At 71.2% G+C, this 21,815-nt stretch carries 20 protein-coding genes and 1 tRNA gene; 13 read left to right on the top strand and 8 right to left on the bottom strand.

All coding sequences use genetic code 11. The features are described 5' to 3' along the window. Positions 1 to 30 precede the first annotated feature (30 nt). Positions 31 to 1,389 carry a glycosyltransferase family 4 protein gene (locus BDW27_RS02650; protein ID WP_017546394.1) on the bottom strand — a complete coding sequence of 453 codons (1,359 nt, stop codon included), beginning with the start codon at positions 1,387 to 1,389 and terminating at the stop codon, positions 31 to 33. Positions 1,390 to 1,545: 156 nt separating this feature from the next. Continuing rightward, the gene (locus BDW27_RS02645) at positions 1,546 to 2,577 is read right to left on the bottom strand and encodes an MBL fold metallo-hydrolase (protein ID WP_110048063.1); all 1,032 of its coding nucleotides are present in this window, start codon (positions 2,575 to 2,577) and stop codon (positions 1,546 to 1,548) included. Between the two features lie 367 nt (positions 2,578 to 2,944). Between BDW27_RS02645 and BDW27_RS02640 the strand changes: the two genes are divergently transcribed. After that, positions 2,945 to 3,577 carry a TetR family transcriptional regulator gene (locus BDW27_RS02640; protein WP_110048062.1) on the top strand — a complete coding sequence of 211 codons (633 nt, stop codon included), beginning with the start codon at positions 2,945 to 2,947 and terminating at the stop codon, positions 3,575 to 3,577. 60 nt (positions 3,578 to 3,637) lie between these two features. Here the strand turns inward: BDW27_RS02640 and BDW27_RS02635 are convergent, their stop codons facing one another. After that, positions 3,638 to 5,086 carry an RNA polymerase subunit sigma-24 gene (locus BDW27_RS02635; RefSeq protein ID WP_110048061.1) on the bottom strand — a complete coding sequence of 483 codons (1,449 nt, stop codon included), beginning with the start codon at positions 5,084 to 5,086 and terminating at the stop codon, positions 3,638 to 3,640. 152 nt (positions 5,087 to 5,238) lie between these two features. Beyond that, a complete protein-coding gene (gene nadA / locus BDW27_RS02630) occupies positions 5,239 to 6,237 on the bottom strand; it encodes a quinolinate synthase NadA (protein WP_017546397.1) in 999 nt (332 codons plus the stop codon). Positions 6,238 to 6,402: 165 nt separating this feature from the next. Between nadA and BDW27_RS02625 the strand changes: the two genes are divergently transcribed. The 6 genes from BDW27_RS02625 to BDW27_RS02600 all read left to right on the top strand — a co-directional run bounded on the left by BDW27_RS02625 (position 6,403) and on the right by BDW27_RS02600 (position 11,705). Continuing rightward, positions 6,403 to 7,134, top strand: coding sequence for an NUDIX domain-containing protein (locus tag BDW27_RS02625; RefSeq protein ID WP_017546398.1), 732 nt, complete (start codon positions 6,403 to 6,405; stop codon positions 7,132 to 7,134). Between the two features lie 73 nt (positions 7,135 to 7,207). Further along, complete coding sequence (locus BDW27_RS02620) at positions 7,208 to 7,879, top strand: HAD family hydrolase (RefSeq protein ID WP_233515600.1); 672 nt, start codon at positions 7,208 to 7,210, stop codon at positions 7,877 to 7,879. A 242-nt stretch (positions 7,880 to 8,121) separates the two neighbouring features. Further along, a complete protein-coding gene (locus tag BDW27_RS02615) occupies positions 8,122 to 9,237 on the top strand; it encodes an ATP-binding cassette domain-containing protein (RefSeq protein WP_017546400.1) in 1,116 nt (371 codons plus the stop codon). Next, positions 9,234 to 10,064, top strand: coding sequence for an ABC transporter permease (locus tag BDW27_RS02610; protein WP_017546401.1), 831 nt, complete (start codon positions 9,234 to 9,236; stop codon positions 10,062 to 10,064). Before BDW27_RS02615 ends, BDW27_RS02610 begins: the two co-directional genes overlap by 4 nt. Before the next feature lie 2 nt (positions 10,065 to 10,066). Next, positions 10,067 to 10,747 (top strand): ABC transporter permease, encoded by a 681-nt coding sequence (locus BDW27_RS02605; RefSeq protein ID WP_110048059.1) that lies wholly within the window; start codon positions 10,067 to 10,069, stop codon positions 10,745 to 10,747. A gap of 58 nt (positions 10,748 to 10,805) precedes the next feature. Beyond that, the gene (locus BDW27_RS02600; protein WP_110048058.1) at positions 10,806 to 11,705 is read left to right on the top strand and encodes an ABC transporter substrate-binding protein; all 900 of its coding nucleotides are present in this window, start codon (positions 10,806 to 10,808) and stop codon (positions 11,703 to 11,705) included. A gap of 89 nt (positions 11,706 to 11,794) precedes the next feature. On the opposite strand, the gene BDW27_RS02595 is transcribed toward BDW27_RS02600, so the two are convergent. Together BDW27_RS02595 and BDW27_RS02590 are read right to left on the bottom strand one after the other, a co-directional pair. Further along, entirely contained in the window at positions 11,795 to 12,292 is a 498-nt protein-coding gene (locus BDW27_RS02595) for a flavin reductase family protein (RefSeq protein WP_233515599.1), read from the bottom strand. Beyond that, the gene (locus BDW27_RS02590) at positions 12,289 to 14,013 is read right to left on the bottom strand and encodes a S49 family peptidase (protein ID WP_017546405.1); all 1,725 of its coding nucleotides are present in this window, start codon (positions 14,011 to 14,013) and stop codon (positions 12,289 to 12,291) included. The genes BDW27_RS02595 and BDW27_RS02590 overlap by 4 nt, the downstream gene beginning before the upstream one ends. A gap of 121 nt (positions 14,014 to 14,134) precedes the next feature. On the opposite strand from BDW27_RS02590, the gene BDW27_RS02585 reads away from it, so the two are divergent. From BDW27_RS02585 to BDW27_RS02570, 4 genes are all read left to right on the top strand, one after another. Next, positions 14,135 to 14,815, top strand: coding sequence for a hypothetical protein (locus tag BDW27_RS02585; protein ID WP_110048057.1), 681 nt, complete (start codon positions 14,135 to 14,137; stop codon positions 14,813 to 14,815). A gap of 187 nt (positions 14,816 to 15,002) precedes the next feature. Next, complete coding sequence (locus BDW27_RS02580; protein ID WP_051061351.1) at positions 15,003 to 16,346, top strand: pitrilysin family protein; 1,344 nt, start codon at positions 15,003 to 15,005, stop codon at positions 16,344 to 16,346. A gap of 40 nt (positions 16,347 to 16,386) precedes the next feature. Then, on the top strand, positions 16,387 to 17,730 hold the full coding sequence (locus BDW27_RS02575; protein WP_017546408.1) for a pitrilysin family protein: 1,344 nt from the start codon (positions 16,387 to 16,389) through the stop codon (positions 17,728 to 17,730). 334 nt (positions 17,731 to 18,064) lie between these two features. After that, positions 18,065 to 19,234 (top strand): serine/threonine-protein kinase, encoded by a 1,170-nt coding sequence (locus tag BDW27_RS02570; protein WP_110048056.1) that lies wholly within the window; start codon positions 18,065 to 18,067, stop codon positions 19,232 to 19,234. 99 nt (positions 19,235 to 19,333) lie between these two features. Here the strand turns inward: BDW27_RS02570 and BDW27_RS02565 are convergent. Together BDW27_RS02565 and bcp are read right to left on the bottom strand one after the other, a co-directional pair. Continuing rightward, a tRNA-Leu gene (locus BDW27_RS02565) sits at positions 19,334 to 19,407 on the bottom strand. Positions 19,408 to 19,484: 77 nt separating this feature from the next. Then, on the bottom strand, positions 19,485 to 19,967 hold the full coding sequence (bcp, locus tag BDW27_RS02560; RefSeq protein WP_017546409.1) for a thioredoxin-dependent thiol peroxidase: 483 nt from the start codon (positions 19,965 to 19,967) through the stop codon (positions 19,485 to 19,487). 326 nt (positions 19,968 to 20,293) lie between these two features. On the opposite strand from bcp, the gene BDW27_RS02555 reads away from it, so the two are divergent. Both BDW27_RS02555 and BDW27_RS02550 read left to right on the top strand, forming a co-directional pair. Then, a complete protein-coding gene (locus tag BDW27_RS02555) occupies positions 20,294 to 21,391 on the top strand; it encodes a CDP-alcohol phosphatidyltransferase family protein (RefSeq protein WP_026129588.1) in 1,098 nt (365 codons plus the stop codon). A 16-nt stretch (positions 21,392 to 21,407) separates the two neighbouring features. Next, positions 21,408 to 21,806, top strand: a complete 399-nt coding sequence (locus BDW27_RS02550; RefSeq protein WP_017546411.1) for a DUF3618 domain-containing protein — start codon at positions 21,408 to 21,410, stop codon at positions 21,804 to 21,806. Positions 21,807 to 21,815: the final 9 nt, after the last annotated feature.

Here is a 21,815-nt window from a genome sequence, read left to right as displayed (position 1 = left end):
TCCCTAGGGACGGTGCTGCGGGTCGTGGGGTCAGGCGCCGTTCGCGCGGGCCCGCACGGGTGCGGGCCGGGTGTCGTCGTCTCCGGTACCGGCGCTGGTCCCCTTGACGGCGTCGATGGTGGTGGCGTAGCGCTGGGCGGTGAGTTCGGCCACGGCCTTCCAGGTGAAGCGCTCCTGGACCCGGCGCCAGGCGGCGGCGCCCATGCGCTCGCGTTCCGCGTCGTCGTCGAACAGGGAGGCGAGTTCGGCGGCCAGTAGTTCGGGGTCGCCCGGGGGGATGAGGCGACCGGCGTCACCGTCGGTGCCGACCACCTCGGGCAGGGCGCCCGCGTGGCTGGCGACGAGGGGTGTGCCGCAGGCCATGGCCTCCACGGCGGGCAGGGAGAAGCCCTCGTAGAAGGAGGGGACGACCGCGATCTGGGCGCTGGAGACGAGTTCGCCCAGCTGCTCGTCGTCGATGCCGCTGACGAACTCCACGCGGTCGCGCAGTCCGAGTTCGTCGACGAGCTGGTCGGTGGGGCCGCCGGGTTTGGGCTTGCTGACGATCCTCAGGGTGACGTCGCGTTCGGTGGCGAGCTTGGCTGCGGCGCGCAGCAGCACGCTGACCCCCTTGAGCGGGCTGTCGGCGCTGGCGGTGCACACGATCCGGCCGGGGACGCGGTGCACCTCGGGGCGGGGGTGGAAGTAGCGGGTGTCCACGCCGAGCGGGGTGACCTCCATGGTGGCGGGGTCGACGCCGAACTCGCGGGCGATGTCGTCGGCGGAGGACCGGGAGGGGACCAGGATCGGGTCGAGGCGTCGGGCCACCCGCGCCTGCATCCTGACGAACCCGTACCAGCGGCGCTTGGAGAGCTTCTGGAGGCCGCGGGCCTCCTCGATCTCGATCCGGCGGTCCACGCTGATGGGGTGGTGGATGGTGGTGACCAGGGGGAGCCCCGCGGACCTGATGCCGAGCAGGCCCCATCCGAGGGTCTGGTTGTCGTGCACGACGTCGAACTCGTCGAGGCGGCGGCGGAGTTCGCGGTTGGCGCGCAGCGAGTAGGTGAGTGGCTCCGGGAACCCGGCGGTCCACATGGTGGCGACCTCCAGGACGTCGATCCAGTCACGCCACTCGCGCACGGGCGGTGCGACGAAGGGGTTGACGTCGTTGTAGAGGTCGAGGGAGGGGATCTTCTCCAGGGTGACGCCCTCGTCGAGGACGGGGTAGGGCTGCCCGGAGAAGACGGTGACCTCGTGACCGAGCGCGGCCAGTTCGCGTGACAGGTGGCGGACGTAGACTCCCTGCCCGCCCACGTGCTGTTTGCTGCGGTACGACAGGAGGGCGACGCGCAGGGGGCGGTCGCCGGAGGGCCGTGGGGTCGGTCCCGTGCTGGTGCCCGACTGGGTCAAGAGTCCACCTCTTCGTTGGATCGCGTGCCCGGTCGCCGCCGTCGGTGTCCCGGTTCTGGCCGGAGCTGCTGGTGGGCGGCTGCCGGGATGCTGCGCGCCCCCATATGTTACTCGCGAGTTCACTCGGGGTCGGCGCCGGGCATCAGGTACAGGGGATCATATTCGGGGCGTCGTCCCCGGGGTGACGTTGGCCCAGCGGGGCCGGTGTGGCGTGCCCTCGCGGACGACGCGGCCGCGCTCCTCCAGCAGCCGAAGGTGCGCCGCGGTCTCGGAGGCGGCCATGTGCCGGGCCAGTGGTCGCATGTCCGCCCAGGGGCGCCGCCACTCCAGACGTGACGTGAGTTCCCACAGGGTGGTGGGGCCCTGCTCCACCAGACGGACCATGAGGTCCAGGCGCTCCTCGTGGTGGTCGACGATCTCCTGCGCGCGCTCGCTCACACCGGAGAAGCGCGTCTCGTGTGAGGGAAGACATAGGAGTCGATCGGCCCCGGGCAGGCCGCCGATCCGCGCCTGGGAGGCGAGGAAGTCGCCGAGCGGGTCGCCCTCGGCGGAGTCCAGGGGGAACTGGCCCACGTGCGGGGTGATGCGCGGCAGGACGTGGTCGCCGGTGAAGAGGAGTTCGCGTCCGGCCAGGTGGAGGCACAGGTGGCCGGGCGTGTGGCCGGGGGTCCACACGGCGCGCAGGTCCAGGCCGGGGACGTCGACGCGCTGGCCGTCGTCGAGGGCGGTGTCGGGCGGGGCGGGCGGCCGGAAGACCGTGGGCGAGGCGCGGAACGCCTCGACGTCCTGGTCGGGGAAGCCCGCTCGGACCATCTGTTCGATGACGGAGGCGGCACGCTGGTCGTCGGTGAGCTCCTCCTGGCGGCGCAGGATCCCGGCGTCGGCGGGGTGCATGGCGATCCAGGCGTCGGAGGCCTCGCGCAGGCGGCCGATGAGTCCGGAGTGGTCGGCGTGGAAGTGGGTGACGACGGCGCCCCGGACCTCGTCCACCCGGTGTCCTGCCTGGTGGAGGCCGCTGACCAGGGCGTCCCAGGAGTCGTCGTGGTCCCAGCCGGTGTCGACGAGGACGGGGCCGACCGGGGTGTCGAGGGCGTAGACGTAGGTGAACCCGATGGGGTTGTGGGGGACCGGCACGGGGATGCTCCACAACCCCTCGCCCAGGTCCTCTACTGGGGGAACCACACGCATCCCTGGCCGACCTCTCCACTGGAAACCGAATCTGGTTCGATTCTAGGGAAGGGTCGTTCGGGTCGTGCGGGCGGTGGGTGCCTCCGGGGCCCGGGCGCGGGCCGCCGCGTTTCGGGCCGACAAAATAGAACATATTCTACATAGGTCGGGGTGTCGTCCTGAAAGTTCCGGCCAAGCTCTCGTATTGCCTCTGTCACGTCGGGCTATGAGGCGAGGATCATGGGTTCCAGGCGCTGTGATCAAGGGAATTCGTTGGATAACGTGTTCTCGTGAGCCGGTGTCGCCGGGCGCGGGTCCACCGTGCTCGGCTGACCCTCGGGCCGTCGCACCTCGGCGACGCGGACCGATGACGAATGGGAGAGACCCTGTGGCGGTGCAGGCACCGATCGGAACGATGACACGGAGTCAGACCCAGCGTCGTCGGCGCATCGTCCAGACCGCGGCCGCCCTGGCGGTGCGCGGCGGCGTGGAGGCCATGCAGATGCGTTCGGTCGCCGAACGCGCGGGCGTCGCCCTGGGCACGCTCTACCGTTACTTCCCCTCTAAGATGGACCTGGTCGTGGCCGTGGTCACCGAGGAGCTCGACCTCCTGGAGGGCGGTATCGTCCGCCGCCCGCCCATCGCGGACAGCCCCTCCGGCCGGGCGGTCGACGTCCTGCTCCGCGCCACGCGCGGCCTCATGCGCGAGCCGGAGCTGGCCGACGCCCTGGTGCGGTCCCTGATCATGGCCGAGGTCAAGATCGAGCTGGACGTACGCATCAGCGACCTCGTGTGGAGGGTGGCCACCGGCAACCTGGAGGGCGCGGACACCACCGACGGGGCCGGGGAGGACGAGGCCGGCGGTGACGTGGACCGCGCCAGCACCGGGTACGTCCTGGTCGGCGCGCTCACCAGCGTGTGGATCTTCGAGCTGGTGGAGATCCTCAAGGGACGCCGTGACGTCGACGAGGTCGAGAGGCGTCTCCAGACCGCCGCCGACCGCCTGCTCTCCTCCTTCTGACGCCTCCGCCTCCCCGCGGCCCCGCGACGTGACGCCGGTGCGGACCGCGGTTCCGGGCGGTTACTCGGCCGGTTCGCCCGCCTCGCTCTGTCCGTTCCCGAACAGCAGCCCCAGCAGGTCTCCGAGCAGGCCGGGGGAGCCGTTCCCCGGGGCCCCGCCGCCGTTTCCGGGCGGCTCCTCCTCGTCCTCGCCCTGACCGGGGTCGGGCTGCTCCGCCGGGGGCTCGGGTGCGCCCGGAGCCTCCCCGGGGGATTCCGGGCCCTCGCCGCCGTGTCCCTCCCGGGGCTGGCCCTCGCCGTCGCCCTCGTCCTGCGGACCGTCCGGGCTGCCGCTGGGGCCGTCGCTCTTCGGCGTGTCCGTCCCGGGGGCCTCGGTGCTCGCGTCCCCGGCCGCGGTGGCCGAGGTCGGCTCGGTCCCCGGCTTGCCGTCGGAGGCGGTGGAGACCGCCTCCACCTCGGACAGGCCCGGACGCTGCCCCGGTAGCGCCGGGCCCGAGTCGATCATGGTGGTGGGGCCGCCCACCGAACTGGCCCACCACCACAGCCCGAACGCCACCACGACCGTGGCCAGCCCGGAGATCGCGGGCAGCGGCCAGCGTCTGCGTCCTGCCTCGGTGATCTCGCCGTGCGGGTCGTGGTCGGGGGAGGGCAGCGGTGAGCGCGCGTCGTCGCGCACGGGGTGGTCGGCGGTCATCACGAGGTCGCGGGGCAGAGCCCGGGGGAGCGGGACCTCGACGGGACCGCCGTCCTCCGTGGCCTCGACCACCGGGTCGCCGGGCAGCCGCGAGCGGTGGACCGGGTAGCCGTCCGCCGTGAGCGGTTGCATGGCGGCGGTGATCCGGGCGCGTTCCTCGGCCGCGTCGGGTGAGGTGCAGGTGTGCACGACCCGGTCGCGCAGACCGGGCGGCGCCCCGGGCGGGCGCAGCAGGGCCAGCGCGGAGGAGACCTGGTGCACCTGGGTGCGCCAGTTGCCGCTCGGGGTGTCCTCGTCGGGTTCCGGGGCGGGAAGGTCCTCCAGACCCTCCGCCGCCCGGCGGATCGCGGAGCGGGACAGCTCTCCGCAGATCCTCGGCTCCAGTCCCAGCACCCGGGAGACGGCCGAGGTGGACAGCGCGTGGCGCAGGTTCAGCTCGACGAGTTCCCGGTGGCTGGCGGGCAGGCGGGAGAACATCCGCGCGACCGGTGCCTCGGCGGGCACGGTGGCCAGACGGGTGTAGGGGCAGGTGTGCGCGAATCCGCGCCGCTGGCAGGCGGCGCGGACGAGCGCGAAGAGCCAGGGGCCCCGGTCGGCGGGGTCGGCGAGTCTGGTCCCCAGCTCGACCCCGGCGACGAGGGCCTCGTGTACGGCGTCGGTGACGGGGTCCTCGTCGGGCCGGTCGGCGCCCTCGCTGTACTGGTCGGGGTCGCCCAGCAGGGACCACGCGTACCGGAAGAGCGGCTGCGCGAACGCGTCGTGCAGCCCCTCGACGGCGTCGGTCGTCGGTACGCCTGTTTCGTTACCTCTGGTCACGATTCTCCCCCCGCTCCTGAGGTGACGCTAGCGAGGGGAGGCGTCTGGTGTGGGCAAATAGATCAGCTGTGGCTGGAAGGTGAGACTTCTGTTACCGTCCACGCGCCCACGGCGTCACTCGCCGGGCGCCGCCGACCGCACCCACGTGCCCCTTACTCGCCGCCCCGGGAGGGCTGGCCGATGGCGACCATGCGCTCCACCGAACGACGTGCCCGCTCGGCGGTCCCGGGGTCCACGTGGATCTCGGTGGTGCCGTGGCGGAGTGAGTTCAGCAGCTTGTCCGCGTCGATCATCTTCATGTAGTGGCACTCGGCGCGGGAGTTGACCGCCTCGAACTCCGTGGTGGAGTTGGCGTTGCGCAGCTGGTGCAGCATGCCGGTCTCGGTGGCGATGAGCACCTTCTTGGCGGTGGTGTTCTCGGCGGCGCTCAGCATCCCGCCGGTGGAGAGGACCTTGACGCGCTCCTCCGGCACCGCGCCGCTGCCCACGAGGTAGAGCGCGGAGGTCGCGCAGCCGCACTCGGGGTGGACGTACACCTCGGCGTCGGGCTCGGACGCGACCCGTTCGCGCAGCGTGTGGCCGTCGATCCCGGCGTGCACGTGGCACTCGCCCATCCAGATGTGGATGTTCTCGCGGCCGGTGACCCGCTTGACGTGGGCACCCAGGAACTGGTCCGGGAGGAAGAGGATCTCCTTGTCCTCCGGGATGGACCGGATGACGTCGGCGGCGTTGGAGGAGGTGCAGCAGATGTCGGTCTCGGCCTTGACCGCCGCCGTGGTGTTGACGTAGGCGACCACGACCGCACCGGGGTGCTCGGCCTTCCAGGCGCGCACGTCCTCGGCGGTGATGGTGTCGGCGAGCGAGCACCCCGCGTTGGGATCGGGCAGCAGGATGGTCTTCTCCGGTGCGAGGATCTTGGCCGTCTCGGCCATGAAGTGCACGCCGCAGAAGACGATGGTGCTGGCGTCCACGCTCGCGGCCAGCCGGGAGAGCGCCAGGGAGTCGCCGGTGTGGTGGGCGACGTCCTGGATTTCCGGGCGCTGGTAGTTGTGCGCGAGGATGACAGCGTCGCGCTCCTCTGCCAGGCGGCGGACCTCGGTGGCCCACTCCTGCCTGGTCATGGTGTCCGCCGTCGCGGTGACCGATGCCATGTCCTACTACTTCCTTGAGGCTGTGGGCACGCCGTGCGGGCGCCGTGCCAGGGGAGATGAGTGCGCCGACCAAGTTTTTGTCTGCCAGGCACAAACCTGGTGAAGCTTAACATGGCGTGGAACGGAAGGGACAGGGTGGATATCCCGGAAGCAAACGGACAAGCCATGGTGGCCGCGGCGGGCCCGACCGCGACGGCCGACCCCGAGCGGGGGGGAGGGGCCGCGGTGCTCTCGGCGCACGAGGCGATCGCGGTCGTCCTCCAGATCCGCTCGGGCGAACTGTGCGTCCTGCTGTGGCGGCGGGCCCTCCCGCCCTGTGAGGGCGAGTGGGCGCTGCCCGGCGGCCGGCTCGGCGCCGACGAGAGCCTGGGCGCCTCGATCCGCCGACAGCTCGCGCAGAAGGTCGACGTCCGGGACCTGAGCCACATGGAACAGCTGGAGACCCGCAGCGATCCCGACCGCGACCCCCAGCGTCGCACCCTGGCCACCGCCTACCTGGGGCTGGTCCCGGCGCACATCGACCCGGTGGTTCCGGCCGACACCGACTGGCACCCCGCCGCCGACCTGCCCCCGATGGCCTTCGACCACGCCTCCATCGTCCTCTCGGGTCGCCGACGACTGCGCTCCAAGCTCAGTTACACCAACCTGGGGTTCGCCCTGGCTCCGCCGGAGTTCACGATGTCGGAGCTGTCGGCCCACTACCGGGCCGCCCTCGGGCACGACGTGGCCGCCACCAACCTGCGCCGGGTCCTGCTCCGGCGCGGCCAGATCGAGGAGACCGGTCGCTCGGTGCCCTCCGGCCGCTCGGGCGGTCGGCCCGCGGCGCTCTTCCGCTTCCGGGCGCGCGAACTGGAGGTCACCGACGCCTTCGCCGTGCTGCGCCCGCCCGGCACCTGAGCCCCGTGCGTCGCGGGCCCGGGCCGCTCCGGCCCGGGCCCGTGCCGGAGAACGCCTTGTACACTCCCTAACCGTGGCAATTCGTACTGTGGTGTTCGATGTCGGCGAGACGCTCATCGACGAGACGCGGATCTTCGCGCGCTGGGCGGACCGGTTCGCGATCCCGCACATGGCGTTCTTCGGCACCATCGGTGCGGTGATCGCCTCCGGCGGCACGCTCACCGACGGCTTTCGGCTGCTCGTGCCCGGATTCGACCTGGATGCCGAGAGCGCCCGCTGGCGGGCCGAGGACCCCGAGGGCGCCCGCGAGCACTTCGACGAGCGCGACCTCTACTCCGACGTCCGCCCCGCCTTCAAGACCATGAACGAGGCCGGGCTGTCCCTGGTGATCGCGGGCAACCAGCCGCCCGAGGCCGGTCCGACCCTGGACGCCATGGGTCTGGGTGTCGACGGCATCGGTATCTCCGACGTGTGGGGAACGCAGAAACCCGAGCCCGAGTTCTTCGACCGCGTCCTGGAGCTGGCCGACCGCGTGCGCCCGGGTGTGACCGCGGGGGAGATCCTCTATGTCGGCGACCGCGTCGACAACGACGTCCTCCCCGCCCGCCGCGCCGGAATGCGCACCGCCCTGCTGCGCCGGGGCATCTACGGGTACCGCCACGCGGCCACCCCCGACGCCGAACGGGCCGACGTGGTCGTGGACGACCTCCACCAGCTCTCCGACTGGATCTCCGACCAGGGCTGAGCCCGACCGGCGCGTGAGGTGTGTCGGGTCATACTCATGTTCGAATCCGGGCGGCGTGTCGTCTGTTCAACCACCTCCTGGCCTCGGGTACCCTTCCCGGCACGCCCAGGGACCGACCGGGGTCGCGGTCCGGTCACGGTGCCCGATTCAACCCGTTTGGTCCCCGAGCTCAGGGGAAGGCCGCGTACCTGCGCGGCTCCCCGCGGTAACCCAACCGGCCCCCGAACGGAGACGACCCCGCGATGATCACATTCGAGGGCGCCGCCAAGACCTATCCAGACGGCACGGTCGCCGTCGCCAGTCTGGACCTGACCGTGGAGTCCGGCGGGACCACGGTCTTCGTCGGACCCTCCGGCAGCGGCAAGACGACCTCCCTGCGGATGATCAACCGCATGGTCGAGCCCACCGCCGGAACCATCCGTGTCGACGGCGCGGACATCCGTGAACAGGACCCGGCCCAGCTGCGCCGCTCCATCGGCTACGTCATCCAGCAGGCGGGGCTCTTCCCGCACCGCACCGTCCTGGACAACATCGCCACGGTGCCACTGCTCCTGGGATGGCGGCGCACCAAGGCTCGCGCACGAGCGGCCGAGCTCATGGAACTGGTCGGCCTCGAACCCGCCCAGGCCAAGCGCTACCCGCACCAGCTCTCCGGCGGCCAGCAGCAGAGGGTGGGCGTCGCCCGCGCCCTCGCCGCCGACCCGCCGATCCTGCTCATGGACGAGCCGTTCAGCGCCGTCGACCCGGTCGTGCGCACCAGCCTCCAGGACGAGCTGATCCGACTCCAGCAGGAACTGAACAAGACGATCGTGTTCGTCACCCACGACATCGACGAGGCCGTGCGCCTCGGGGACCGGATCGCGGTCTTCCGCCCCGGCGGCGAACTCGCCCAGTACGACTCCCCGAAACGCCTGCTGGCCGAGCCCGTGGACGCGTTCGTGGAGTCGTTCATCGGCTACGACCGGGGCGTGCGGCGCCTCTCGTTCTTCCCCGCCAGCGGACTCTCCTTGCGTGAGGACGTCGTGTTCGACGACGAGGACCGCGTCGAGCGCGCCAAGGACGTCGTCGCCGGGGACGCCGAACCCTGGGCCCTCGTGGTGGACGCCGACCGGATGCCCCGAGGGTGGGTCAGCGCGGCGCAGCTCGACCGGGCACCTACCGGGGTGCCGCTCGGCTCGCTGGACCTGGCGCCCTACGGCCACACCTTCGACGTGGCGGTCGACTCCCTGCGCGCCGCCCTGGACGCCGCCGTGCTCTCGCCCGCCGGCCGCGCCGTCGGCGTGGACGACGAGGGCCGGGTCGTCGGCGTGGTCTCCCAGGACGACCTCGGCTCCGCGATCTGGTCGGTGTCCGAGTGATCGCCGCCGACGGCGGGAACTGGGCCGTCGGGGCCTGGGAGTGGGCCGTCCGGGTCACCGACTGGGGCGTGGCCAACTGGAGCTACCCGGGCGAGCCCAACCGCGGGATCTGGCCCCGGCTCCTGGAGCACATGCGCCTGGCCTACCTGTCCATCCTCATCGGGCTGGCCGTCGCCGTGCCGCTGGGGCTGGCGTGCGCGCGCTGGCGCGGTGTCTACCCGCCCGTGCTCACCGGCGTGAACGTGCTCTACGCGGTGCCGTCCATCGCCCTGTTCTTCCTCATGCTCCCCTACACCGGGTTCAGTGACTGGACCGCGATCATCCCGCTGTCCCTGTACACCCTGGTGATCCTGCTGCCCAACGTGGTGGACGGGCTGCGCCAGGTCCCCGACCACGTACGCCAGGCGGCCGTGGCGATCGGCTACAGCCCGCTCCGACGCCTGGTGACCGTGGAGATGCCGGTGGCGGTGCCGGTGATCATCGCCGGGCTGCGCGTGGCCTCAGTGGCCACCATCAGCATGGTCAGCGTCGCCTCCCTGGTGGGCCTGGGCGGATTGGGCCAGCTCATCCTCAGCGACGGGTTCCGCCGCCAGTTCGACGCGCCCATCGTGGTCGGCATCGTGCTGGTGGTCCTGCTGGCCTTCGTCACCGACGCCCTGCTGGTGATCGCCCAGTACCTGCTCACCCCCTGGACGCGCGGCAACGGACGGCCGGGCGGCGGACGGCGCGCACGAGCGCGCCGCGGGGCCACCGCGCCCACCGGCGCACCCGCCGGCGCCCCGGGCGCCGCGCCCGCTAACCCGAGCCCAGCCACGGCGGGGGAGTAACCATGGACATCCTGAACGAACTCGTGGCGTGGTTCAGCGACCCCGCGCAGTGGAGCGGCTCGGCGGGTATCCCCGCCCGGCTGGGCGAACACGTCTACTACTCGCTGCTGGGCCTGCTGATCTCCGCCGTCATCGCGGTGCCGATCGGCCTGTTCACCGGACACACCGGAGTGGGGGGCTTCCTCACCGCGAGTCTGGCCAACTTCGCCCGCGCCCTGCCCACCATCGGCGTGCTCTTCCTGATCGTGCTGGCCGCCGGGATCGGCCTGGTGCCCGTCGTCGCCGCACTGGTGGCGCTGGCCGTCCCGCCCATCCTCGTCAACACCCACGAGGGGGTCCGGGCCGTCGAACCCCGGCTCAGGGACGCCGCCCTGGGCATGGGCATGCGCGGTCGCGAGGTCCTGTTCAAACTCGAACTCCCGGTGGCCACGCCGCTCATCCTCATCGGGATGCGCACCGCCGCCGTCCAGGTGGTGGCCACCGCCACCATCGCCGCCTACGTGGGAGTGGGCGGCCTGGGACGTTACATCGTCGACGGCCAGGCCCGCCAGGACCTGACGATGATGCTGGGCGGCTCCCTGCTCGTGGTGGCGCTGGCCGTGGCCACCACGCTCCTGTTCGCCGGGCTGCGACAGGTCCTCGTCGCTCCCGGACTGCGTGCCGAATCCGCGGTGGCGCGCTGACCGGGCGGTCTTCGGGCACCGCCTGTCAAGTAGGACTCCCCAGAGAGAAGGTTCGGACATGCACAAGAAGCTCGCCCTCATCGGGCTACCCCTGGTGTTGCTCCTCAGCGCGTGCGGTGGCAGCGACCCCTTCGAGGAGGACGGCGGCGGAGGCGCCGAGTCGGGCACGGTCGTCATCGGCTCAGCCGACTTCCCCGAGAGCACCCTGCTCGCCGAGCTGTACGGCCGGGCCATGGCGGCCGAGGGCGTCGACGTCGAGTACCAGCTCAACATCGGCAGCCGCGAGGTGTACTACTCGCAGATCGAGTCGGGCAACCTCTCGGTCTTCCCCGAGTACAACGGGGCGACCCTGGCCTACCTCGACGACGACGCGCCCAGCGCCGACGCCGAGGAGACCAACGCCCTGGTCGAGGAGGCCCTGCCGGAGGGGCTGGAGATCCTGGACTCCTCCAGCGCCGAGAACAAGGACTCGGTCACCGTCACCAGAGAGGTGGCCGAGGAGCACGACCTGACCAGCCTCACCGACCTGGCCGACGTGGCCGACGAGCTGGTGCTGGGCGGGCCGCCCGAGTTCGAGACCCGCCACCAGGGCGTGGTGGGCCTGGAGTCGGTCTACGGGATCGAGTTCGCCGAGTTCCGCTCGCTGGAGGTCGCGCTGTTGACCAAGGCGCTTCAGGACGGTGACATCCAGGCGGCCAACCTCTTCACGACCGATCCGCAGATCGAGGTGGAGGACCTGGTGGTCCTGGAGGACCCGGAGAACCTCTTCGGTTCGCAGAACATCACCCCGCTCATCAACGCCGAGCAGGTCGACGACACCGCGAGGGGCGCCCTCAACGCCGTCTCCGAGGCGCTGACGACGGAGGAGCTCACCCGGCTCAACGAGCGCGTCGTGGTCGGTAACGAGAACGCCGCCGACGTCGCCCAGGAGTGGCTGGAGGAGCAGGGCCTGGTCTGACCCGCCCGCTGACACAACGGGGCCCCGGAACCGTCGCCCGGTTCCGGGGCCCTCATGTGTCCGTGGGCCCTCATGTGTCCGCGGGGCCCTCAGCCCAGGGCGTGGTACCGACCGTCCCAGCGGACCATCGCCGGACCACGCTGCCGCGCGCCCACCTCGGGCAGGCCCACCACGTCGGCGAAGAACACCACGTGGTCGCCTACCTCCACGCGCTGGCGCACCGAACACTCCAGCGCGGCCAGCGCGTCGTCCAACACGATCGCGCCGGTGTGCCCGCCCCGGTGGTGGGACAGCCCCGACACCAGGTGTCGGGCGCTCGGGCGGCCCTCGGCGGCGAACCGTCCCGCCACCGCGCGCTGGTCGGCGGCGAGCACGCTCACCGCGAACGCGCCCACCTCCTCCACCACCTCGGCCACGTAGCCCTCCCCGGCCACGCTCAACATCACCACCGGCGGGTCCGTGGAGATCGACACCAGGGCGCTCACCGTCGCCCCGATGTCGTCGCGGCCGTCCGCGACGGTCACCACGGTCACACCGGTCGGCAGCAGCGCCATCGCCTCCAGGTAGGCGCCGCTCGGAACGCTCAACGGATCTCCCACGAGCCGGGCATGCTCAGCGGACCGGAGGCGGGCAGCCCCAGCCGGGCCGCCAGGTGCTCCAGCGGGCCCCAGGCGCTCAACACCGTCTGCGGTTCGGCGGAGGCCACGTCGTCGCTGGACTCGTGCTGGCGGAGCCGGTCCAGCGGGTGCGCACGGGGGAACACACGCACCGGGAGCGCCCCGGCCCCCACCTTGGCGCGGGCCAGCCGGACCGCCGTCTCCACCCCGCCCAACTCGTCCACCAGGCCGTTCTCCAGGGCGTCCGCCCCGGTCCAGATCCGGCCCTTGGCGACCGCGTGGATCTCGTCCCAGGTACGTCCCCGCGCGGCGGCGGCCTTGGCCACGAAGTCCTCGTAGATGGTGTCCAGGAGCGTGTTGATCCGCTCCCACTCGGAGTCGCTGAACCCCGTCAGGGTGTCGAACATGCCCGCGTGCGGGCCCTCGCTCACGGAGTCGGAGGTGATCCCGAACCGCTCCCGGAGCGCGCCCATGACCGGCTTGCCGATCAGCACGCCGATGGACCCGGTGATGGTGGCGGGCTGGGCCACGATCGCGTCCGACCCCATGGCGACGTAGTAGCCGCCCGACCCGGCGACGTCGCCCATGGTCGTGACGACCGGCTTGCCCGCCTCGCGGGTCAGCTGGCTCTCCCGGCGGATCAGGTCCGAGGCGATGGCGGAACCGCCGGGGCTGTCCACCCGGAACACCACGGCCCGGACCCGGGGGTCCTGGCGGGCGGCGCGGAAGGCGGCGCAGACGGTGTCCGAACCCATCACGGTGCCGCCCAGCGGCGAACGGCGGCTCTTCCCCAGGTTGATGCCGCCGTTGGCGGAGATCAGGGCGATGTGGTCGCCGTTGTCGGCGAACCGCGGCCGGGGCGGCGGGACGTGCCTGCGGTGGTACCGGGTGACGAACTGGAGGGCGGGTTCGGGGGAGCCCTCGGCCTTGGCCCGCACCTCGGCGTTGAGTTCGGCGTACACCTCGTCGCGGTAGGCGAGCTGGTCGACGAGCCCGGCGTCCAGCGCCTCCTGGCCCAGGATCGGCGCGGTGGCCACGAGCTCCCGGACACGCTCCTCGGAGAGCCCGCGGCTCTCGGCGACCGCCGCGACGATCTGGTCGTTCATCGACGCCACGAGCCGTCCCGCCGCCTCACGGTGGGCGTCGGTGTACCCCGTCTGCGTGTACGGGTTGATCGCGTTCTTGTACTCGTGGCGCGCCCCGGCCTCGAACGTGACGTCGAGCTTGTCCAGGGCGCCCTTGAGGAACGTGGTGCGCGACATCAGGCCGCTCAGCCCCACCAGGCCGGTGGGGGAGAGAACCACCCGGGAGAAGGCGGTGGCCAGGTAGTAGGGCAGGTTGCCGTCCCCGGCCTCCCCGAAGGTGTCAGCCCAGGCCACGGCGGGCTTGCCGGTGGCGCGGAAGTCGGCCACGGTGTCGCGCAGCTCCTGGATCTTCGCGATCCCCAGCGAGCGGGCGTCCACGCGCACGACCAGCCCGCCCACCTCCGGGTCCCGGGCACCTCTGCGGATGCCCTCCAGCACCTCCAGGTAGTGCTGCTTGCGCCTGTTCATGATCTGGCTGAGAGGGTCGCCCGGCGCCTCGTCGGCGACACCCTCCGTGAGGTCCAGCTCCAGGACCAACGGTCCCCGGGGTCGGGCCCCGAACCGGTTGAGGGACAAGGGCTCAGTGATCTTCGCGAGGTCCACCATGGACCCAGAGTAGTAGGGGAGGTGGTCCGGCGCGGAGGGTGTGTCGGGGGCGCTATGGTCGACTGTGCTCCGATCTGTCGGACGCGAGTTCGGGGACCGTATGAGAAGGGCGGAACGCACAATGGCGGGCACGACGGACCTGGTTCGGGACCGGTTGAGGGGCGGTCGTGTCGCCGCGGTCGCGGCGACGGCCCTGCTGGCGCTCACCGCCTGCGGTTCCGAGGACGCCCCCGGAGAGCTCGAACTACAGCGCGGCGAGAGCGGCATGATGCCCGCGATCGAGCCGCCCGGCCCGGAGGGGTTCGAGAACGCCGACGTGATGGGCGTGCGGATCGACACCCCCGAGGACTGGGACGTCCAGAACGACGGCTCCGAGCTGTGCATGACCCCGCCCGGGCAGAGCTCCTGCGCCTACGGTTCCATCCGGCTCGTCCCCAAGCAGGCCGACAATCACCCGCAGAGCTGGCCGAAGAAGGACGAGTCCTTCAACGACGACGACGGCTGGGCGGACGACACCGGCAGCTGCCGCAGCCTGAACACGGCCGCCTCGGGCAACATCGGGGTCGCCGACGCCAGCCTGGAGACCGGGGCGGGAAGCGTCTTCGAGCACGCCGACGGCCGCAAGTCCCACTACTCCATCTGGTCCGTCACCTGCGACAACGACGACACCTTCGAGGTGCGCATGTGGTTCCTGCCGGAGAGCGACGTCCTCCTCTACGTGTGGTCCGTGGACGCCCAGTACAGCGCCGTCTACGACGAGATCGCCGAGTCGATGGACACCACGGAGTACCGGAACGGGTAGCCGGGGCCGTGCTCAGGGGCCGTGGCCGGGGTGACCGGCGGGCCCGCGGCCGCGGGCCGGACGGCGGCCGGGTTTCGCACCTGTGGATTACTCCAACCGAGTGTTCCCGAAGGGCCCTGAGGACATAGGGTCGTGTTCGGTGAAGCAGTCAACGGAACTTGATGGGGTGCATGCGCAGGTGACCACCATGGGAACGGCGGGACGGGTCGAGCAGTACACGCTGGACAACGGACTGCGTCTGGTGACGGCTCCGGCCTCCACCGGGCAGGTCGCCTCGGTCAACCTCTGGTACGGGGTCGGGTCGAGGCACGAGGTGACCGGCCGCACCGGGTTCGCGCACCTGTTCGAGCACCTGATGTTCCAGGGCAGCGGGAACGTCACCAAGGGCGAGCACTTCGACGTGGTCGAGCGGCTGGGCGGCGACATCAACGCCTCGACCTCCACCGACCGCACCAACTACTACGAGACGGTCCCCACCCACGCCCTGGACACCGTCCTGTGGCTGGAGGCCGACCGCCTGGCGACCCTGCGCGAGGGCATGACCCAGGAGGTCCTGGACAACCAGCGCGACGTCGTCAAGAACGAGCGCCGCCAGCGCTACGACAACCAGCCCTACGGCACGGCCCTGGAGCGCATCCTGCGCCTGGCCTACCCCGAGGGCCACCCGTACCACCACTCCACGATCGGCTCCATGGCCGACCTGGACGCCGCCGACCTGGACTACGTCAAGTCCTTCCACAAGGCGCACTACGGCCCCGACAACTGCGTGCTGACCATCGTCAGCGACCTGGAGTCCGAGGACGTCCTGGCCAGGGTCGAGAAGTTCTTCGGCGGCATCCCCGCCCGCGAGGACCTCCCCGAGACCCCCGACCCGACACTGCGCGCCCCCCTGGGCGGCCCCGTGCGGGACGCCGTGACCGAGACGGTCCCGGCCGCCGGGGTGTTCATCGGCTTCCGCGTCCCCTCCTACGGCGAGCGCGGACACGACGCCGCCCAGTTGGCCGCCGCCGTCCTCGGACAGGGCCAGGGCAGCCGCCTGTACCGGTCGCTGGTCGTGGACCGGCCCATCGCCGCCGACGACGGCGGGGGCTCCGCCGACATCCTGCCCTTCCGCTACACCGACAGCCTCCTGCTGGTGAACATGCTGGCCCGCGAGGGCGTGGAGGGCGACGTCCTGGAGCAGGCCATCCGCGAGGAGGTCGCCAAGCTCGCCAACGGCGTCACCGACGAGGAACTCGACCGGGCCCGCGCCGTCCTGGAACGCGACCACCTGCACTCCATCGCCAGCCCCTCCGGCCTGGCCGACACCATCGGCAGCTGCACACAGCTGCTCGGCGACCCCGAGCTCGCCTTCACCTGGCCCGAGCGCTGGGCGGACATCACCGCCGAGGAGGTCCGCGCCGCCGCCGCGAACCTGCTCGGTGAAGACAACATGCTGGTCGTCCGGTTCGACCCCGAGCCGGAGACCGCCGCCGAGACGCTCCAGGCGGAAGCCGAGGCCGACGCCGCGGCCCAAGCCCAGCAGGCGTAACCGCCCCGTTCCCGCCCAGCCGCAGAAAGAGCCGCAGAGCATGCAGAACCGCCCGGACCTCGGCGCCCCCGCGTCCTTCACCTTTCCCAAGCCCCAGCGGATCACCGTCGGCGGCGGCACCATCGTCGCCCTCGACGTCCCCGGCCAGCAGCTGGCCTCCCTCCGCCTCGTGCACCCCTTCGGCGGTGCCGTCGAACCGCTCGACGCCATGGGCGTCAGCGCCCTGACCAGCGAGGCCCTGGAGGACGGCCCCGGCGGCAACAGCTCCCTGGCCCCGGCCCTGGAGCGCCACGGCGCCGAGTGGATCGCCCGCGTCAACTGGGACGGCTTCATCACCGGCCTGGACGCGCCCACCAACCGCCTGGGCGAGGCCGTCCACCTGTTCGCGGACGCCGTGCGCAATCCGGCCCTGAACCCCGACGACGTCGTTCGCCGTCGTGAGCAGCTCCTGGAGCGCTTCTGGCTGGATGCCTCCTCCGCCTCCACCCTGGCCATGCGCAGCCTCGGCGGTCAGCTGTTCACCGGCCGCTACGCCACGCCGCTGGCCGGCGGGCCGGTCAAGCTGGCTGACATCAGCCCCGAGACCGTCGCGCGCTTCCACGCGGACTCGATCGCCTCGGTGGCCGGAACCCTCGTGGTCGTCGGCGACCTGGCCAACGTCGACCTGGAGGAGCTGGGCCGGATCGTGTTCGGCGACGCCGCTCCCGCGCCCGAGCGCCCGGTCACCGAGCACGCCCCGCCGCCCGGGGACCTGCCGCGCGTGCTGATCGTCGACCGCCCCGGATCCGTGCAGTCGGCCCTGGTCATCGCGCACCGTGCACCCTCGCGTTCGCAGGTGGACCTGCCGCGCGCCGAGGGCATCGGCGAGATCCTGGGAGGCATGTTCACCTCCCGCCTCAACATGGAGCTGCGCGAGCGCCTGGGCTACACCTACGGCGCCGGGAGCCGCTTCGACCTGCGCCGCGACAGCGGTGTGTTCTTCATGAGCACGCAGGTCGAGGCCGGGACCACCGCGCACTCGGTCACCTCCTCGCTGGAGCAGGTGAACAAGCTGCGCGACCAGGGAGTGACCGAGGACGAGTTGTCCACGGTCCGCGAGTCCAACACCGTGGGGCTGCCGGTCGCCTACTCCACGGCCCGGGCCATGGCGGGCGCGCTGGTCGACATGGTCGTCCACGACCTGCCCGACGACAACGTGGACCGCATCCGCGCCGGATACGAGAAGCTCACCGCCGAGGACCTGAACTCCGCCGCCGTCGAGTACCTTCGTCCTGAGGAGGCCGTCGTGGTGGTGGTCGGCGACGCCGACAGCCTGCGCGAACCGCTGGCCAAGACCGGTGTCGGGCCGGTCGAGGTACGCAGCCCCGAGTCCCTCTGGAGCTGATCCCTTGGGCGGCGCACGCGAGCACGCACGTGCACGTGGGGCCGCCCGGGTCAAGGATTGGTAAGGGAGGGCCCCGTCGCCGCATGTGTGGCCCTCCCTCGGACATAACGAAACCGAACCTATGTGTCAGCCATCAGACAACCAGCGGCGTGACCCCGGCGTCATCCTGGTATAACGAGTGATCCGTGCACCTAAGTGGTGACAGCGACCGCAATGCTCCGCAGGAGGCCACCATGGCCGGTGAATGGACCCGTGGATAACCGTGTCCTCCCTAGAAAACCCGCACACGCAGCGGCCCCAGGCGTCGCTCGATTCCGCGCGTCCCGAGGCGGCCGTGGCTGAGCCGGAGGGCGGTGGCAGGCTGCTCAAGGCTCGCTACCAGCTGACCTCCGAGATCGCGCGCGGCGGCGTCGGTACCGTCTGGCGCGCCACCGACCTGGTCATCAAGCGCGAGGTGGCGGTCAAGGAGCTCCGCCTGCCCTCGGACCTGAGCCGGAACGAACGCGAGTCCCTGGTCCAGCGCACCACGCGGGAGGCCCGGGTCGCCGGACGCCTCGTCCATCCCAGCCTCGTCACCGTCCTGGACGTCGTGGACGAGGACGAGCGGCCGTGGATCGTCATGGAGCTGCTGGAGGCCTCCACCCTGGAGGAGATCATCCAGGTGGGCGGCCCGCTGCCCTACCAGCGCGTGGCCGAGATCGGGCTCCAGCTGATCGACGCGCTCAAGGTCGCGCACAACGAGGGCATCGTCCACCGCGACGTCAAGCCGGACAACGTGATGATCAGCGAGGCCGGACGTGTGGTGCTGACCGACTTCGGCCTGGCCGCCTGGAACGGCGAGTCCGCGCTGAGCGCCTCGGGACGCATCATAGGTTCGCCCGCCTACATCCCACCGGAGCGCGCCAAGGCCGGTCCGGTGGGGCCGGAGTCCGACATCTGGTCCCTGGGCGCCACCCTGTACGCGGCGGTCGAGGGGTATCCGCCCTACGACCGCAAGGGCTACATCAAGATCCTGCGCCAGGAACCGTTGGACGAGCCCAAGGAGGCCACCAACGCTGGTCCGCTCGCCCCGGTGCTGGCCGGGATGCTGCGGGTGGAGCCGGGGGAGCGGCTGAGCGCGGAGAACGCGGCCAAGATGCTGCGGATCGCGGCGCTCGCGCCCTGGGCACCCGATCGTTCCGACGCGGAGCGCGCCCCAGCGGAGGGGGACGCCTCCGAGGAGGAGACGGGCGCCGACACCGAGGGGGCGGAGGAGCGCGAGTCGGCTCGCGAGCACTTCCGCGCGGGAGCGCACGTGCTGGCCGAGTCCATCAGCGAACGGCTGCGCAACAGCCCGGAGGCGGTGAACTCGATCATGCTGTCCATCCGCGAGTCCACGGAGACGCTGGGGCTCACCAAGTCGGGCAAGCACTCCGAGCGCAGCCACCTGACGGTGGCGGCCGGCGTCGGCCTGGGCGTGGTCGCCCTGCTGGCTCTGGTCATGTGGGCGCTCTTCGGTCTTTGACCACCGGACACACGAAGAGGCGCGCGAACCGGTGTTCGCGCGCCTCTCGTCGTTCACGGGGGTCCGCCGGGACTCTCCGGGGAGCCGCCGGGAGCGGAGTGGGGCCGGCGGGATTCGAACCCGCACTGTACAGCACCTAAAGCTGCCGTCTCCTGCCGTTGGACTACGGCCCCGCCGGGGCCACTCTACCGGGATCGGGGACTCGACCGGCCGTCCGGGCCCGTGCTCTCCGGGCGGCCGGTCGGCGGGATCAGACGCCCAGTTCCTTCTTGATCCGGTCCACGTGGCCGGTGGCCTTCACGTTGTAGAACGCCTTGGCCACCTTGCCGTCGGTGCCCACGATGACCGTGGAGCGGATGACGCCCTGGACGACGCGGCCGTAGTTCTTCTTCTCGCCGAAGGCGCCGTACGCGCGCAGGGTGTCCTTGTCCGGGTCACCGAGCAGGGTGAACGTCAGGCTCTCCTGTTCCCGGAACTGGGCGAGCTTCTCGGGCTTGTCCGGGGAGACACCCAGGACGGTGAAGCCGGCGGCGGCGAACTCGGCGATGTTGTCGCGGAAGTCGCAGGCCTGCGTGGTGCACCCGGGCGTCATGGCGGCCGGGTAGAAGTACAGGACGACGCTCTTGCCGGTGTCGGCCAGGACCTTGCTCAGGGTGACGGGCTGGCCGTCGGCGTCGCTGAGGGTGAAGTCGGGAGCCTGGTCGCCGGGCTCCAGACGGATGGGGTCGCTCACGTTGTGTCTTCCTGTCTGCTGCTGGCGGACCGCGTGCGACGGTCCGCGTCGTTTCACGCCTCACAGTACGAGACCGGTCTGAGTGGGGGGAGGGCCGGTTCGTCGGCGCTGGTCGCGGACGCCGATGATCTTCGGTTGCGATTCCGGTTCGGTTCATCCGCTTTGGGATCGACCAACGGTTCGATCACCTATTGTTGACCCTGTGCTATAGGTTGGTCGTCCTCTGGGACATGGCGCAGCGTGCGCGGGTCGCCCGTGACCCGATGGTGTGTCCGACGACCACGGACCGGGACACATCCGCTTCGCTTTGGGAGTAGTTCGTCACGATGCCTCGATACACACTCGACGAGGTCAGGGCTCGTACCCTCAAGGAGCGCGACTCCTGGTTGACGGTGTACCTGGTCGACCCGATCGCGGTCCGGCTCGTGCGTCTGTTCGCGAACCGGACGTCCGTCACCCCCAACCAGCTGACCGTCGTCGCCCTCTTCCTGGGCCTGGGCGCGGCCGTGTGCTTCGCGTTCGGCTACTGGCAGCTGTTGCTCCTCGGAGCCCTGCTCTACTACGCCTGCTTCCTCGTGGACTGCACGGACGGCAAGCTCGCCCGCCTCACCGGTTCGGAGTCGCTCTTCGGGGCGTGGATGGACTACGTCTCGGACCGGTTCAGAGTCCTGGTGTGCGTGGTCGCCCTCATGGGCGGCCAGTACCGGGAGACCGGGCACGTGGCGTTCGTGTGGCTGGCGCTGGCCGTCGTCTTCCTGGACATGCTGCGCTACCTGAACGCCCTCCAGGTGTACAAGGTCCGCCGTGAGATGCGCTCGCACCTGGCGGCCGCCCTGGAGCGGGCCCGTGCCACCCTCTCCATGCTGGAGCCCGAGCGCGACGCCACCGGCGACGCGACCGGTGGCGGCGGCCGCACCATGAGCGACGGCGGAGAGCAGGCGGTGCTGCGCCACGGCATCGGCGTCCTGGAACAGATCCTGCGCAGCCAGAACGAGCGGGAGGCCCGCAACCAGCGAACGGCGGGCAAACAGCCGGACCTGACACTGCCCAAGGTGGATCTGCACCAGGAGTTCCGGAGCCGTTTCCCCTGGTACCAGCGGTTCTGGGCGGCGCTCAACGCGCGCCGGGTCCGCACCCACCTGGTGGGCGGGATCGAGTTCCAGATGGCGGTCTTCGTGGTGGCCCCGGTCGCGGCGGTCGTGTTCGGGCCCCCGGTCATCGGCTGGATCACCGCGGTCGTCGGCGTTTTGCTGCTCGCCTTCGAGATCGCCATCATCTATAAACTGTGGTTGTCCACGCGGGACTTCTTCCGTGTGGTCGACGGAATCGATGGCGCGCTGAGATTCTCCGGTCCGTTCGACGGCGCGGAGGAACAGGGTCGGGACACCGGCTCGGACTCGGACTCTCAGACAACCGTGCGCTAGTGAAGAGAGGCACCCTATGACGGGACACGAGACCGAACCGCGCCAGACCCCCGCCGAACTCCAGGCCGAGATCAACCGAGAGCAGCGCCGGCTGGCGGAGACGCTGGAGGAGCTGGGCGTGCAGGCCCGTCCGGCCAACATCGCGCGGAGGCAGATCGACAGGGCCAAGGATCGCGGGACCCGGATCTTCGACGAGGCGCGGGCCCTCGTGTTCGGCGGCGGCGCCGTACGCGTGGAGAGCCGCCTGGTGCAGCCCGAGGAGGGCAGCATCGTGGTCAAGGGCGACGACAAGGTGGTGACCACCTACCAGTCGCGCGGTCAGCTGCCGCCCGAGGCGCTCATCCTGATGGCCGGGGTGGGTACGGTCGTCGCGGTGGGCGTCGTGGCCTGGGCGGTCCGCCGCAGACGGAAGTAGCCGCACCGA

The organism is Nocardiopsis sp. L17-MgMaSL7 (assembly GCF_003182025.1).
GTDB lineage: Bacteria > Actinomycetota > Actinomycetes > Streptosporangiales > Streptosporangiaceae > Nocardiopsis > Nocardiopsis prasina.
The sequence above is the reverse complement of the archived record's forward strand: the minus strand, read 5'-3'. Positions and strand labels throughout refer to the sequence as shown.